Annotated in this window: 13 protein-coding genes; 5 read left to right on the plus strand and 8 right to left on the minus strand. The window is 72.5% G+C overall.

The genetic code is table 11. The annotated features are described in order from the left end of the window. Positions 1–42 precede the first annotated feature (42 nt). From zwf to pgl, 3 genes are read left to right on the plus strand one after another with little or no spacing between them, the layout of a single operon-like run. Complete coding sequence (gene zwf, locus BMX74_RS19545) at positions 43–1,572, plus strand: glucose-6-phosphate dehydrogenase (RefSeq protein ID WP_201784529.1); 1,530 nt, start codon at positions 43–45, stop codon at positions 1,570–1,572. Continuing rightward, positions 1,572–2,486, plus strand: a complete 915-nt coding sequence (locus tag BMX74_RS19550; RefSeq protein ID WP_091101949.1) for a glucose-6-phosphate dehydrogenase assembly protein OpcA — start codon at positions 1,572–1,574, stop codon at positions 2,484–2,486. The genes zwf and BMX74_RS19550 overlap by 1 nt, the downstream gene beginning before the upstream one ends. Before the next feature lie 7 nt (positions 2,487–2,493). Continuing rightward, positions 2,494–3,267 carry a 6-phosphogluconolactonase gene (gene pgl, locus BMX74_RS19555; protein ID WP_055500928.1) on the plus strand — a complete coding sequence of 258 codons (774 nt, stop codon included), beginning with the start codon at positions 2,494–2,496 and terminating at the stop codon, positions 3,265–3,267. 5 nt (positions 3,268–3,272) lie between these two features. Here the strand turns inward: pgl and BMX74_RS19560 are convergent, their stop codons facing one another. The 7 genes from BMX74_RS19560 to BMX74_RS19590 form a co-directional block, all read right to left on the minus strand. Continuing rightward, complete coding sequence (locus BMX74_RS19560; RefSeq protein WP_091101951.1) at positions 3,273–3,824, minus strand: hypothetical protein; 552 nt, start codon at positions 3,822–3,824, stop codon at positions 3,273–3,275. A 25-nt stretch (positions 3,825–3,849) separates the two neighbouring features. After that, positions 3,850–5,940: a hypothetical protein gene (locus tag BMX74_RS19565; protein WP_091101954.1), complete on the minus strand. Its 2,091-nt coding sequence runs from the start codon at positions 5,938–5,940 to the stop codon at positions 3,850–3,852. Continuing rightward, positions 5,937–6,188 carry a hypothetical protein gene (locus BMX74_RS19570; protein WP_091101956.1) on the minus strand — a complete coding sequence of 84 codons (252 nt, stop codon included), beginning with the start codon at positions 6,186–6,188 and terminating at the stop codon, positions 5,937–5,939. Before BMX74_RS19570 ends, BMX74_RS19565 begins: the two co-directional genes overlap by 4 nt. A 93-nt stretch (positions 6,189–6,281) precedes the next feature. Beyond that, a complete protein-coding gene (add, locus tag BMX74_RS19575) occupies positions 6,282–7,340 on the minus strand; it encodes an adenosine deaminase (protein ID WP_091101959.1) in 1,059 nt (352 codons plus the stop codon). A 103-nt stretch (positions 7,341–7,443) separates the two neighbouring features. Next, positions 7,444–8,313 (minus strand): oxidoreductase, encoded by an 870-nt coding sequence (locus tag BMX74_RS19580; RefSeq protein WP_055500923.1) that lies wholly within the window; start codon positions 8,311–8,313, stop codon positions 7,444–7,446. A 48-nt stretch (positions 8,314–8,361) separates the two neighbouring features. After that, a complete protein-coding gene (locus tag BMX74_RS19585; protein WP_091101961.1) occupies positions 8,362–9,234 on the minus strand; it encodes a hypothetical protein in 873 nt (290 codons plus the stop codon). 31 nt (positions 9,235–9,265) lie between these two features. Beyond that, complete coding sequence (locus tag BMX74_RS19590; RefSeq protein ID WP_091101964.1) at positions 9,266–10,315, minus strand: GNAT family N-acetyltransferase; 1,050 nt, start codon at positions 10,313–10,315, stop codon at positions 9,266–9,268. A gap of 264 nt (positions 10,316–10,579) precedes the next feature. On the opposite strand from BMX74_RS19590, the gene BMX74_RS19595 reads away from it, so the two are divergent. Together BMX74_RS19595 and BMX74_RS19600 are read left to right on the plus strand one after the other, a co-directional pair. Further along, positions 10,580–11,956: an NAD(P)/FAD-dependent oxidoreductase gene (locus BMX74_RS19595; RefSeq protein ID WP_091101967.1), complete on the plus strand. Its 1,377-nt coding sequence runs from the start codon at positions 10,580–10,582 to the stop codon at positions 11,954–11,956. Between the two features lie 20 nt (positions 11,957–11,976). Next, a complete protein-coding gene (locus BMX74_RS19600) occupies positions 11,977–13,581 on the plus strand; it encodes an amidohydrolase (RefSeq protein ID WP_055500919.1) in 1,605 nt (534 codons plus the stop codon). Positions 13,582–13,648: 67 nt separating this feature from the next. Here the strand turns inward: BMX74_RS19600 and BMX74_RS19605 are convergent, their stop codons facing one another. Beyond that, entirely contained in the window at positions 13,649–13,993 is a 345-nt protein-coding gene (locus BMX74_RS19605; protein ID WP_082534549.1) for an RNA polymerase-binding protein RbpA, read from the minus strand. Between the last annotated feature and the right edge of the window lie 2 nt (positions 13,994–13,995).

Below are 13,995 nucleotides of genomic sequence, written 5' to 3' on the forward strand. Positions count from 1 at the left end.
GCCATGACCGTGGCCGCCGCCGTCGCGGGCACCGCCACCACCATGGAGGCGGCGGCCGCCAACCCCTTGCGCGACCCGCGCGACAAGCGGCTGCCCCGGGTGGCGGGACCATGCGTGATGGTGTTGTTCGGCGTGACGGGGGACCTGGCCAAGCGCAAGCTGCTGCCGGCGATCTACGACCTGGGCAACCGGGGGCTGCTGCCGCCCGGTTTCTCCCTCGTCGGCTTCGCCCGGCGCGACTGGCAGGACCAGGACTTCGCCCAGCTGACGCACGACGCCGTCAAGGCCCACGCCAGGACGCCCTTCCGCGAGGAGGTCTGGAAGCAGATCCTGGAGGGCATCCACTTCGTGCCCGGCGAGTTCTCCGACGACGGCGCGTTCGACGCGCTCGCGATGGCGCTCGCCGAGATCGACGAGACCCGCGGCACCGGCGGGAACTACGCGTTCTACCTCTCGGTGCCGCCCAAGTTCTTCCCCGTCGTGGTGGAGCAGCTCAAGCGCACCGGCCTCGCCGACGCCCCGCCCGGGTCGTGGCGCCGCGTCGTCATCGAGAAGCCGTTCGGGCACGACCTGCAGTCGGCGCACGCGCTGAACGAGATCACCACGTCCGCCTTCCCGGAGAGCTCGATCTTCAGGATCGACCACTACCTGGGCAAGGAGACCGTCCAGAACATCATGGCGCTGCGGTTCGCCAACAACCTCTACGAGCCGATCTGGAACCGCGGCTACGTCGACCACGTCCAGATCACCATGGCCGAGGACATCGGCATCGGCGGCCGGGCCGGCTACTACGACGGCATCGGCGCCGCCCGCGACGTCATCCAGAACCACCTGCTCCAGCTCCTCGCGCTCGTCGCCATGGAGGACCCGACCTCCTTCGACGCCTCCGCGCTGCGCCGCGAGAAGGAGAAGGTGCTCAAGGCGGTGCGGCTGCCGTCCAACCTGGCGCTCTACACCGCGCGCGGCCAGTACGCCGCCGGCTGGCAGGGCGGCGAGAAAGTCGTCGGCTACCTGCAGGAGGAGGGCATCCCGCCCACCTCCACCACCGAGACGTACGCCGCGGTCAAGCTCGAGATCGCCAACCGGCGGTGGGCGGGCGTGCCGTTCTACCTGCGCACCGGCAAGCGGCTCGGCCGCCGCGTCACCGAGGTGGCCGTGGTGTTCCAGCGCGCGCCGCACCTGCCGTTCAGCAAGGACGACACCGAGATCCTCGGCCAGAACGCCCTCGTCGTCCGGGTGCAGCCGGACGAGGGCATCACGGTCAGGTTCGGCTCTAAGGTGCCCGGCACCGCGATGGAGGTGCGCGACGTCTCCATGGACTTCGCCTACGGCGAGTCGTTCCTCGAGTCGTCGCCCGAGGCGTACGAGCGGCTGCTGCTCGACGTGATGATCGGCGACCCGCCGCTCTTCCCGCACCAGCGGGAGGTCGAGCTGTCGTGGAAGATCCTCGACCCGATCGAGGAGTTCTGGGCGACGCAGGGACAGCCGGAACCGTACGAGGCCGGCTCGTGGGGGCCGGAGTCGGCCGACGCGATGATGGCCCGCGACGGCCGCGTGTGGAGGAGACTCTAGTGACGACGTTCATGCTGTCGGACACGACGGCGGGCAAGATCTCCAACCAGTTCACCCTGCTGCGCCACCAGATGGGGGCGCCCGCGATCGGCATGGTGCTGACGCTCGTCGTGGTCAGCGACGAACGCAACCAGTACGACGCGCTGCGCTCCGCCACCGAGGCGGCGCGCGAGCACCCGTCGCGCATCATCGTGGTGATCTCCCGCGAGCCCGACGAGCCGAACCGGCTCGACGCCGAACTGCGCATCGGCGAGAACACGCCCGGCGAGGTCGTGGTGCTGCGGCTGTACGGCGAGCTCACCCAGCACGCCGACTCCGTCGTCAGCCCGCTGCTGCTGCCCGACACCCCGGTCGTCGCGTGGTGGCCCGGCACGGCGCCCGAGGTGCCGTCGAGAGACTCCATCGGCGCGCTCGCCCAGCGCCGCATCACCGACGCCCGCAGCTACGGCCCCGACGGGGTGAAGTCGCTCGTGACCCGCGCCAGGGGGTACGCCCCCGGCGACACCGACCTGGCGTGGGCGCGGCTCACCCCCTGGCGCAGCCTGCTGGCCGCCGCGTTCGACCAGCCCGTCGGCAAGGTACGCAAAGGCGTCGTCGAAGGCGCGCCCGGCCACCCCAGCGCGCCGCTGCTGGCCGCCTGGCTGGCCGAACGGCTCGGCGTCCCCGTCAAGGTGGCCGACTCCGCCGGCCCCGGGCTGGCCGCCGTACGGCTGCAGGTGGGCGAGCAGGAGCTGTCCGTCGTCAGGAACGACGCCCGGCTCGCCACCCTGTCACGCCCCGGCCAGCCCGACCGCAACGTGGCGCTGGCCAGGCGGCAGACGTCCGAGCTGATGGCCGAGGAACTGCGGCGGCTCGACCCCGACGACACCTACGGGGGCGCCGTCAAACGGTTCGCCCGCAACCACAAGGGGTGAGGCGAAAGTGACCACTCCCAACGTCGTCGTGCACCGCGACGCCGACGTCCTGGCCAAGGCCGTGGCGGCGCGGATCATCACACGCCTCGTGGACGTCCAGTCGGCCACGGGGTCGGCGTCGCTCGTCCTGACCGGCGGCAGCGTGGGCATCGCCACCCTCGCCGCCATCGCCGACACGCCCGCCCGCGACGCCGTGGACTGGCGCCACCTCGACATCTGGTGGGGCGACGAGCGGTTCCTGCCCACCGGCGACCCCGAACGCAACGAGACCGGCGCCCGCAAGGCGCTCCTCGACCACGTCGACCTCGACCCGGACCGGGTGCACGTCATGCGCGGCCCCGACTCCGGCATGACCGCCGAGGAGTCGGCCGAGGCGTACGCCGCCGAACTGCGCGCCGCCTCCAGGCCCGAGGACCACGGGCCCGTACCGGCCTTCGACGTGATGCTGCTCGGCATGGGTCCCGACGCGCACGTCGCGTCGCTCTTCCCCGGCCTGCCCGCCCTGTACGACACCCGTCCCGTGGTGGCCGTGCACGGCTCGCCCAAGCCGCCGCCCACCCGCATCTCCCTGACCCTGCCCGCCATCCAGGCGGCCCGCGAGGTCTGGGTGGTGGCCGCCGGCGAGGAGAAGTCAGGCGCCGTCCGCCTCGCCCTGTCCGACTCAGGGCCCGTCCAGGTGCCCGCGGCGGGCGCGCGGGGCCGCGGCAGGACCCTGTTCCTGCTGGACCGCGCCGCGGCCACCAAGATCCCCCCAGGTTTGGGCCGCCTCGCGTCCCCCTGACCCACCTAGCCGGGCGGCGGCCCGCCGAGCTCACACGAGAACATCTCGGCAAACCGCCGCTCGGCAATCCTCACCAACTGCACAAGATCATAATCCTGATCCCGCCCAGGATTCTTCTTCACCGAGATCAGAACAAGCGGTCTCTCTCTTCCGCAGCGGAACCAGGCGGCCGCCGAGCGGACCGGGAATCCGGCGATCTCCCCGTCACCTATTTCTCCGGCTCCCAGTTCGGGGGCTAGTTTCACCCGGCCTTCCTCTTCCATCGCCTTGAGATAGTTTTCCAGCAGTTGCCGATCACCCGAGCGGTCGTATCCCGTGGCGAGAATGGTCTGCACCTCATTGGTGACCACGCAGAAGGGGCCCGCGGCAGCACCCTTCCGGGGGCCTTCCGTGTACTCACCGGTATAGCCGGTCAACTCCGCCACGGCTGCCTGCGGAATGAAATGACACAGGTAGGGAGGCCTGTCGGCGACAGGATGCCGCGCCGCCGAGGGCGTCGGCGAGGGGTTCCGGGCCTTGTCGGGGGTGCACGCGACGACCAGCATCAGCGCTGCCATCAGGCAGAGCCACGCTCCTGGGCGCCTACCCACGGCTCTCTCCTCCTGCTGTGAGATTGTTCGTCAGGTCGCGGGCGCCTGTGAAGACATGTTCTTTCGCTTGCCCCAAGTCGGCGGGAACTCTGGAATAAACCTTCATCCAGTTCGTGAACGCTCCGTATTCCTGCAGATTCATAGCATGTGGCGGTTTGATCCTCGGCGGGTCTCCGGTCACGAAGTCCTGACCCCGCAGATTGGTGCGCCGATAATATTCATGGGCCACCGCCGACGATTCCAGCATCTGTCTCACAAGCTGTTCGACGGCTTTTTCGTTGGTCGAGGCGTCGCCGAAGGCCTTGGTGGTTTTGTCGCCCTCGTGGCCGCTCTGTTTCGCCAGCCAGTCCCCGGCCTTGGCGTAGCCGCCCTGCACGAATTTCTCGTACGCGGACTCCGCCGCCTTGACCCCCAGTTTGCCGACCTGGCCGCTGAAGGGGATCGGGACGAGGCCGATCCCTTCCTCGACCAGTTTCTTGAAGGCGGCGTCCGTCTCGTCCGCCTCCTTGCCGCGGGCGACCAGGGCGAGCTTGCGGGCCTCCAGCACGTGGCCGAGCGTGATGGAGTCCCAGGTGATGGCGTTCTCCAGGTATGTCCTGTTGTGGGTGGCGATGGCCTCGTCGACTTCCTTGCGCATGTGGGCGATCTGGCCTTTGAGCAGGGCGTCGTAGCCGGTGTCGTCGGCTGTCACGTCGAGCAGGACGAGGTCGATGTCGGGCGGGCTGAACTCGCCGACGTTCTTGGCGTCGAACATGCTGACGAGCTGGCCGTCCTCCGGCCGTTTGAGGTTCTTGTAGTACGCGCTGACGATGTCGTCGGTGTGCTCGGCGAGGATGGCGCCCATCGCGGGGCGGATGCCGGAGAGCGCGTCGAGCTGTGAGGGCTCCTTCACCTGGATCGTCCCGTCGGCGCCCACCGACACGGACGGCTTCACGTCGTCGGCGACGAACCGGGTGGCGAGGACGGCCAGGCGTTTGGAGTCGGCGTCGGCGCCGGTCATCGCGGTTCGCATCGCCTCCCCCAGTGCTTCGCCCCGGTCGCCCTGCGCCCACTGGGGGCGCCGGTCGTGCAGCAGGTACTTCAGGTTGTCGCCATGCCGGAGCAGCGCCTGGGCGCCGTCGCGTGAGGCGCGGGCCTGGTGCAGGAGCGCGGCGACGGGGTCGACGGTGCCGGGGACCGCGGAGTCGGCGAAGGGCCGCGTGTCGGCGGGGGCGGCCAGGACGTAGGTGAAGTCCCGGTCGTTCACGAGGGGCAGGACGCCGTGCGCGCGCAGGTAGTCGCGGTCCCAGCGGATGAGGTCGAGGCCGACGGTGCTCATGAACCACGCGCTGTACGGCGTGGCCGGGCGGGACGCGAGGAGCTGGCCGAGCGCCCAGTAGCCGGGGACGCCTTCCTGTTCCAGGAACGCGACGGGCTGCCTGCCCTGTCGCTTCAGCTCGTCGAGGAACCGGACGTCGACCCTGGGCTGCTCGCCCGGGGTGGTGGCCGTGGCGAGGGCGGTGCTCAGCGCTTTCAGCACCTCGCCGTTGTCGCGCCGCATCGCCTCCACGGAGTCCTGGCCGGCGGCGAGCGCCTTGCGTACGCGCTGGGCCATGAGGGCGGGCAGGGTGACGATGAGCTGCGGCCCGAGCTCCTCGACCAGCGCGGTGGCGAACCCCGGGTCGGACATCCGCTCCCGGTAGGCGGCGAGCTGCTTGAGCGCGGCGGCGTCGCCGTTGGCGGCGGCCTGGAACAGCGGCGCGGCGAGCGCGGCGGCGGCGCGGGCCTCGGCGGGGATGAGACGTGACTCGTGGATCCGCACCTTGCCGGGCGGGACGACCGCGCCGGCCACGGGATGGCCGAACACGTCGACGCGGACGCCTTCCGCCTCGTAGGCGAGGTCGCGTCGCCGGTACAGGTCGGGTGCCTGGTCGGTCAGCCAGCGTCCGGCCCGGTCGATCGCGGCTACGCCGGGGTGGCCGACGCCGAGCATGTCCATCAGCCCGCGCAGCTGGGCGGCGCAGTCGGCGAGGTCACGTCCCGCGGTCTGCACGCCCGCCCCGAGCCGGTGCATCTCGCGCGGGTCGATGGAGGAGTAGGTCATACGGTCTCCCGCCCTTCCGCCGGCATGCGCGCGAGCAGGTCGTCCAGTTCGGCGATGACGTCGCGCAGCGCCTGCCACACCTCCGTCCTGCGCCGGGCGAGCTCCCCGGCGAAGGCGTCGGCGGCGGGCCCGGTCCAGGTTCTTCCGCCCGCCATGAGGGCCACCGGCTGGTCGAGGCAGTGCCAGTGCCGGTCGGAGAGCTCCTGGGCGCGGCGCAGGGCCATCACGACCTCTTCTCTCGTGGACATCGGAGCCTCCCACCGACCTGGTACGCGCGGTGCCGCCTCCCCGGTTCACCGCCGGTTCCACGGTGACACGGAGGAGGCGGCGGCGTCAGCCGATCAGACCGAGGCGGCAGGGTCCGGCCGGTGGGTCTCCGGCCCGCGCAGCAGCGCGTCGATCTCGTCCAGGAGGGCCTGCTTGCGGTGGTCCGGCAAGTACGAGGCGCGCACGCCGTTGCGGGCCAGCCCGGCCAGCTCCTCCTTGCCCAGGCCGAACACGCGGGCGGCGACGCGGTACTCGTCGGCCAGGGTGGTGGCGAACATGGGCGGGTCGTCGCTGTTCAGCGTGACGTACAGGCCTTCCTCCAGCATGCGGGGCAGCGGGTGGTCGGCGATCGCGGCGACCTGCCCGGTGCAGACGTTCGACGTGGGGCAGACGTCGAGCGGGAGCTGCGTGTCGCGCAGGTACGCCACCAGCCGCGGGTCGGCGAGGCAGGCGATGCCGTGGCCGATGCGCTCGGCGCCGTACCCTTCGATGACCTCCCAGATCGTCTCGGGCCCGGTCATCTCGCCGCCGTGCGGGACGCTGTGGAGCCCGGCGGCGCGGGCGGCGCCGAACGCGTCGCGGTAGGCGTCGCGGTACTTGGGCCGCTCCTGCTCGATGCCGCCGATACCGAAACCTACCAATGCTGCGGGAGGTTCCTGGAGGGCGTGCTCGACGGTGATCCTGGCCGCCTCCTCGCCGTACTCGCCGGGGATGTCGAAGATGTACGCCATCTCGACGCCGTGGACGTCGAGCGCCTGCCTGGCCGCCAGGTCGAGCGCCTCGGTGACGGGCCGCATGGGCATGCCGACCAGGTGGTGGGCGTACGGCGTGACCTGCAGCTCGACGTACCTGCCGCCCTGGGCGGCGAGGTCGCGGGCCAGGCCGGTCACGAGGGTGGCGACGTCCTCCGGCTCGCGGACGAGGGAGTTGACGGCCTGGTAGACGCGGGCGAAGTCGGTGAAGTCGCGGAAGGTGTAGAAGCGGCGCAGCTCCTCCTCCGTCGCGGGCACGCCGTTGCCGGGGTGACGGCGGGCGAGCTCCAGCACGGTGGGGACGGAGGCGGAGCCGACCAGGTGGACGTGGAGCTCCACCTTGGGGAGGGCGTCGATGAAGGCGTCGAGGTCGAGCGTCATGCCGACGACCCTAGGACGGCTCCGTCCTAGGGCGACAGCTCTTTCGCCGTAATCTCACAGCAAGATGTGAGATTCTGCCGCCCTCCTGCCCGGGTGGGCGTCCTCAGTGGCCGGGGAGGGCGTCGAAGCGTACGTCCGTCAGCTCGGCCGACACCTCCCACAGCCGGGCCGCCAGCTCCTCCGAGCGGGCCGCCGGCGAGGGCTTCATCGGCCTGAGCCGCGGCCCGACGAACTCGCCGCCGCGGATGTCCGGCGAGGTGGCGGCGTACAGCGAGGTCCGCGCCCCCGCGGCGGCCGGCTTCGTCAGCAGGCGGAACAGAGGCCCGGCCACCGGGATCTTGATGATCTCGGTGGACGTCATGCCGGGGTGGGTGGCGACGCTGAGCAGGTCCGCGCCCGCCCGGCGGGCCCGGCGCTGCAGCTCCAGCGTGAAGAGCAGGTTCGCCAGCTTGGAGCGCGCGTACGCGCTGAGCCTGCCGTAGCCGCGCTCCAGCGTCAGGTCGTCGAAGTCGATGCGTCCCGCCACCTGGGCGTTGCTGGACACCGTGACGACCCGCGCCCCCGGCCGGGCCAGCAGCCGCGGCAGGAGCAGCCCCGTGAGCGCGAAGTGGCCGAGATGGTTGGTGCCGAACTGCAGCTCGAACCCGTCCTTGGTGAGGCCGCGCGGGGGCATGCTGACGCCCGCGTTGTTGATCAGCAGGTCCACGGTGTCCACCGTCGCGGCGAAGGCCCGCACGGAGGCCAGGTCGGCCAGGTCGAGCCGGCCGTACTCGACCTTGGCGCCGGGCACGGCCCGCACGACGGAGGCGACGGCGGCCTCGCCGCGCTCGCGCGAGCGGGCGGCCATGACGACGTGGGCGCCGCGCCTGGCCAGTTCGAGGGCGGTGGGCAGTCCGATGCCGCTGTTCGCGCCGGTCACGACGGCGGTCCTGCCGGTCAGGTCGGGCATGTCGGAGGGGGTCCAGCTCGTCATCGCCACTCCAGGGATGAGCAGTCAGAAACGGTGAAGGTACGCCGGACACTAGCGGGACAGCCGGGCGCGCGCGTGACGCTCCTCCCGCCGGGCGACCTCCAGCCGCTGGTCGCTCTCGGCGAGCCGGTCGCGCGCCCCGGCCAGTTCGCGCTCCAGCGTCGCCACCTTCTCGGCGCGCTCGTCCCGCTCGCGCTGCGCCTCCTCCAGCGCGGCGGCCCACTCCCGGTGCGCCTCCTCGGCCTCCTGCCGTTCCCTCGCCTTCCTGGCGGCGATCTCCTCGCGCCGCCTCGCCTCGGCGGCCTCCTGCTCACGCCGCCGCGCCTCGTCCTCCGCCGCCCTCCCGGAAGGAGCCGCCCTCCCGGAAGGAGCCGCCCTCCCGGAAGGGGCCGTGCGGTCCGGAGAAGCCGCCCTGTCCGCGGGGGCCGTCCGGCGGCGGCCCTGCGCTCCCTCCCTCGGTACGGGCGCGGGGGCGAACCCGCTGTAGCTCAGCGGCCTGACGAGCCGGCCGCGCCGCACCTGGTCGGCGGCGTCGGCGTCCACGACGGCGGCGTCGAGCGTCTGGTCGGCCTCGCTCGCGGCGGCGGCAGACAGGCCGGCGGACTCCCTGAGGAGCCTGCTGAGGCGTCCCGTGACGGCGCCGCGCTCCCGGGTCAGCTCGGCCAGCGCGGCGGCGTCCTGCGCCTCCCAGGCGGCCCTCAGGCGCTCCCCCAGGCCCAGCAGCTCGGCGAGCTCCTCGGGGTGCTCCCTGGACAGCCGGTTCACGGCCCAGGCGGACACGGTGGGCCTGCGCAGCCTGCCGATGTCGCGGGCCAGCCGGATGTCGCCCGCGTCCTTGGCCGCGCGCGCCCGCGCGTCGCGGGCCGCGGTGAACTCGGACGGCGGGAGCGCGTACAGCCGGCCGGCCACCTCGTCGAGATCCACGCAGAACGCATACCCGCCCGGCCGGGACGGGTCACCCCGTGACGGCGTCCCCCGGCCGCGGCTCGGGCACCATCCCGCCGATCGCCATGCGGGCCTCCAGGACGCCCGGGTCCTCGGTGTACGCGACCGTGGCCCCGAGGCCGATCATCAGGCGGCGCATGCGGACGTTGTCGGACAGCAGGGTCGCCCGGATCTCGGCGAAGCCCTGGTCGCGGGCGCTGTCGACGAGCACGCGGGCGAGCCTGGCGCCCAGGCCGCGGCCCTGCCACTTGTCCTCGACGAGGAGGGCGATCTCGGCGGCGCCCGGGTCGGCGCAGTACATGAGGTTGGCCAGGGAGACGACCTGGCCGTCGTAGCAGGCGACGACGGACTCGCCGCGGTCGCGGTCGCACAGCCGCTCGAAGACCCTGTCGGGCAGCGCGGGCATGGAGGTGAAGTAGCGGAAGCGGCGCGACTCGGGGGTGCAGCGGTCGTGCAGGTCGCGTACGGCCTCGCGGAAGGCGGTGGTGAGCGGCCGCACCTCGACCTCGACGCCGTCGGCCAGGCGCACGGCGCGCTCGGCGGGGGCGGGCTCGGCCGGCGGCTGGGCGAAGCGGGCGAAGGCGGCGGCGCGGGCCGCCTCGGTGAGGGTGAACGGCAGCCCGGCGCGGCGCAGGCTGATGGAGCGCTTGGACGCGACGGGCACGACGAGCCGGTGCGGATCGGGCAGATCACTCACCGGATCACCGTACGACCAGCGGGCGGAGTCGGCGCGCAGCAGCTCGGCGAGGAGGTCGGGCAGGCGCCAGGGCTGGGCGCGCAGCCGCAGGGCGAGGAGCAGGGCGCGGGTGGTCTCGTCGGCCAGCTCGTTGGCGGCGGCGGAGACGACGTGGACGCCGCGGCCTCCTGCGGCCTCGATCGCGGCGGCGACGTCGGCGGCGGTGGCGGGGACCTCGGCGACGAACTCGTCCACCGTGCCGCTCGTGTCGGGCTGGACGGACAGGCCGAGGATGTTGCCGCCGCGGGCGGCGAGGGCGGCTGCGAGCGAGGCGAGACGGCCGGGCCGCTCGTCGACGGTGGCGCGGATGCGCAGGAATGGCATGTGGGCTCCCCTCCGATGCGCTTCCAGCATGGAGGGGTCGTGTTACGCACCCGCTACGCGGGGGTGCCCGCCCCGTTTCTTCTGCCAGAATCGCACCTCTTGCACCCTGTGCTCGAGCCGTTCGTCCGCAGGGCGGGGATGCGCGAGAATCCCAGGGGACGGGGGGAGCGGCTCAGCGTGGCGATCGGAACCATGGATCACGAATTTCGTCGTGGGATGCGTCGCTATATCCGGATATATCCGGATATAGCAGGATATGAGGCTATGACCGCGCATGTTCCTCTGTCGTCCGGTTTCGTCAACGGCGACGTGTCCTTCTGGTACCGCTCCTCCGGCGTGCCCTCCCCCGGCCCCCGCCTGGACGCCGACCTCGAGGCCGACGTCGTCATCGTGGGCGCCGGCTACACGGGCCTGTGGACCGCGTACTACCTCAAGCGGGCCCGCCCGTCCCTGCGCGTGGTCGTGCTGGAGCAGGAGTTCGCCGGCTTCGGCGCGTCCGGGCGCAACGGCGGCTGGCTCACCGGCGACCTGGCGGGCTCCCACGAGCGCTACGGCCAGGACGCCAGGAGGCTGCAGCGCGAGATGTACGCCTCGATCGACGAGGTGATCGCGGTCTGCGAGCGCGAGGGCATCGACGCCGACCTCGTCAAGGGCGGCGTCGTCACCGTGGCCCGCACGCCGTCGCAGGCGGCCCGGCTGCGCGCCTCGGTGTCGTCCGCGCGCGCCTGGGGCATCGGCGAGGACGACCTGCGCCTGGTCGAGCCCGGCGAGCACCTGAGGGTCGCGGGCACGCTCGCGGCGTCCTGGAGCCCGCACTGCGCCCGCGTCCAGCCCGCCAAGCTCGTCCAGGGCCTGGCCCGCGCCGTACGCGGCCTCGGCGTGACGATCCACGAACGCACCCCGGTGACGGAGATCTCCCCCGGCCGCGCGATCACCCCGTACGGCACCGTCACGGCCCGCCACGTCATCCGCGCCACCGAGGGGTTCACGGCCCGGCTGAAGGGCCTGCGGCGGCAGTGGCTGCCGATGAACAGCTCCATGATCGTCACCGAGCCGCTGCCGCCGTCCTTCTGGGACGAGGTCGGCTGGCAGGGCGCGGAACTGCTCGGCGACATGGCCCACTACTACATGTACGCCCAGCGCACCGCCGACGACCGCATCGCCTTCGGCGGGCGCGGCCGCCCCTACCTGTACGGCTCCCGCGTCGACACCCGCGGCCACACCCACGAGTGGACCGTCGAGGCGCTGTGGCGGCTGCTGCTGGACTTCTTCCCCGCCGCGCGCTCGTCCTCCGTCGCCCACACCTGGTCGGGGGTGCTGGGCGTGCCGCGCGACTGGTGCTCGACCGTCCACGTCGACCCGGTCACCGGCCTGGGCTGGGCGGGCGGCTACACCGGCCACGGCGTCACCACCGCCAACCTCGCCGGACGCACCCTGCGCGACCTCGTCCTCGGTGAGCGAACGGAGCTGACGTCGCTGCCGTGGGTGGGCCGCAAGGTGCGCGCGTGGGAGCCGGAGCCGCTGCGGTGGCTCGGCGTGCACGCGATGTACCGCCTGTACCGCGTGGCCGACCACCGCGAGCGCTCGATGCCCCGTACCTCGGCGCTGGCCCGCTTCGCCGACCTGATCACCGGTCACTGACCCCGAGAGAGCGAGACCCCATGACCATCCTGTTCCGCGGCGGCCGCGTCTTCACCCCGCGCGGCGTGCTGGCCGAGGCCGTGCTCGTCCGCGACGGCGTGATCGCCGCCGTCGGCCCCGAGGCGGAGCTGGCCCGCCTGGCGCCCGGCCACGACACCGTGGACCTCGGCGGCGGCCTGCTGACGCCCGGTTTCGTCGACGCGCACGCCCACCCGGTGCAGGCCGGGCTCGAACGCGCCAAGTGCGACCTTGCAGAGATCTTCGGCCTGGACGCCTACCTTGAGCGCGTCCGCGCGTACGCCGCCGCGAACCCGCACAAGGAGTGGATCGACGGCGGCGGCTGGGACATGTCCGCCTTCCCCGGCGGCCTCCCCCACCGCAGTCAGCTCGACTTCGTGGACCGCCCGGTCTACCTCATCCAGCGCGACCACCACGCCGCCTGGGTCAACACCAGGGCGCTGGAGCTCGCCGGCGTCACCAGGGACACCCCCGACCCGGCCGACGGCAGGATCGAGCGCGACCCCGACGGCACGCCCTCCGGCGTGCTGCACGAGGGCGCGATGGACCTGGTCGGCCTGCTCACGCCGCGCCCCACCGCCGCCGACCTGGACGCCGCGCTCGCCGACGCCGAGCGGCACCTGTTCTCGCTCGGCGTCACCGGCTGGCAGGACGCCATCGTCGGCTCGTACGCCGGCTCCGACGACCAGCTGCCCACGTACCTGTCGGCCGCCGGCTCCGGGCGGCTGCGCGCCCGCGTCGTGGGCGCCCTGTGGTGGGACCGCACCCGCGGCCTCGACCAGGTGGAGGAGCTGCTGGAGCGGCGCCGGTCCGCCGAGGGCCTGGAGCGCTTCAGCGCCGGCTCCGTCAAGATCATGCAGGACGGCATCACGGAGAACTTCACCGCCGCCACCCTGGAGCCGTACTGCCGGTGCGGCGGCACCGGCCTGTCCTACGTCGACCCGGGCAAGCTGAAGGAGTACGTGGCCGAGCTCGACCGGCACGGCTTCCAGGTGCACTTCCACGCCATCGGCGAACGCGCCGTGCGCGAGGCGCTCGACAGCTTCGAGGGCACCCGCCCCGCCAACCGCCACCACATCGCCCACCTGCAGATCATCGAGCCGTCGGACGTGCCCAGGTTCGCCGCGCTCGGCGTGACCGCGAACCTGCAGATGCTGTGGGCCACCCACCACGCCCAGATGGACGAGCTCACCCTGCCGTTCCTCGGCGAGCCGCGCTCGTCCTGGCAGTACCCGTTCGCCGACCTGCTGGCGCACGGCACCCGGTTCTGCGCGGGCAGCGACTGGCCCGTCTCCAACGCCGACCCGGTGCAGGCGCTGCACGTCGCGGTGAACCGCACCGAGCCGGGCGGCTCCGTCCACGCCGGCTACCCCACGGCGCGGACGCCGTTCCTGCCCGAGCAGCGCATCGACCTCGCCACCGCGCTGACGGCGTACACGGCGGGCTCCGCCTGGATCAACCGCTCACCGGCGGGCGTCATCGAGGTGGGCCGCCCCGCCGACCTGGCCGTGCTCGACCGCGACCCGTTCGACCTGCCCGAGGCGGACATCTGGACGGCGAAGGCGCGCATGACGTTCGTGGACGGCGTCGCCGTGCACGAGGACTGAGCACCGCCAGGACCGCACACGAGGAGCCCCCGGCGCACGCGCCGGGGGCTCCTCGCCGTCTGCCGTCCTACCAGGGGGACTTGTTGTTGCGCAGGCGCTCCAGTGCCTCTTCGAGGATCGCCTTGCCGTCCTTGTCGCTCCTGCGCTCCTTCACGTAGGCCAGGTGCGTCTTGTACGGCTCGTTCTTGGGCGGGGCAGGCGGGGCCTGCTCGTCCTGTCCGGCTGGGAGGCCGCAACGGGGGCAGTCCCAAAGCTCGGGGACTGCCGCGTCACTGGCGAAACTGGGGCGCGTCTCGTGCATGTTGGCGCACCAGAACGAGACCCGCACTCTCGGAGCTGCCTCGCCGCGCTCGGCCTCCCCCATAGGGCCGGCGCCGACTCGGCTGCCACGGATCGCGTTGCCACTACCCACGG

The sequence above is a fragment of the Nonomuraea pusilla genome (assembly GCF_900109355.1).
Lineage (GTDB): Bacteria > Actinomycetota > Actinomycetes > Streptosporangiales > Streptosporangiaceae > Nonomuraea > Nonomuraea pusilla.

Bases quoted from the DNA above. Each gene is read 5' to 3' on its own strand.
- BMX74_RS19590 (WP_091101964.1), bottom strand. From the start codon at position 10,315: ATGCCATTCCTGCGCATCCGCGCCACCGTCGACGAGCGGCCCGGCCGT.
- add (WP_091101959.1), bottom strand. From the start codon at position 7,340: ATGACGCTCGACCTCGACGCCTTCATCGACGCCCTCCCCAAGGTGGAG.
- zwf (WP_201784529.1), top strand. From the start codon at position 43: ATGGAGGCGGCGGCCGCCAACCCCTTGCGCGACCCGCGCGACAAGCGG.
- BMX74_RS19595 (WP_091101967.1), top strand. From the start codon at position 10,580: ATGACCGCGCATGTTCCTCTGTCGTCCGGTTTCGTCAACGGCGACGTG.
- BMX74_RS19600 (WP_055500919.1), top strand. From the start codon at position 11,977: ATGACCATCCTGTTCCGCGGCGGCCGCGTCTTCACCCCGCGCGGCGTG.
- BMX74_RS19565 (WP_091101954.1), bottom strand. From the start codon at position 5,940: ATGACCTACTCCTCCATCGACCCGCGCGAGATGCACCGGCTCGGGGCG.
- BMX74_RS19580 (WP_055500923.1), bottom strand. From the start codon at position 8,313: ATGACGAGCTGGACCCCCTCCGACATGCCCGACCTGACCGGCAGGACC.
- BMX74_RS19560 (WP_091101951.1), bottom strand. From the start codon at position 3,824: ATGGCAGCGCTGATGCTGGTCGTCGCGTGCACCCCCGACAAGGCCCGG.
- BMX74_RS19570 (WP_091101956.1), bottom strand. From the start codon at position 6,188: ATGTCCACGAGAGAAGAGGTCGTGATGGCCCTGCGCCGCGCCCAGGAG.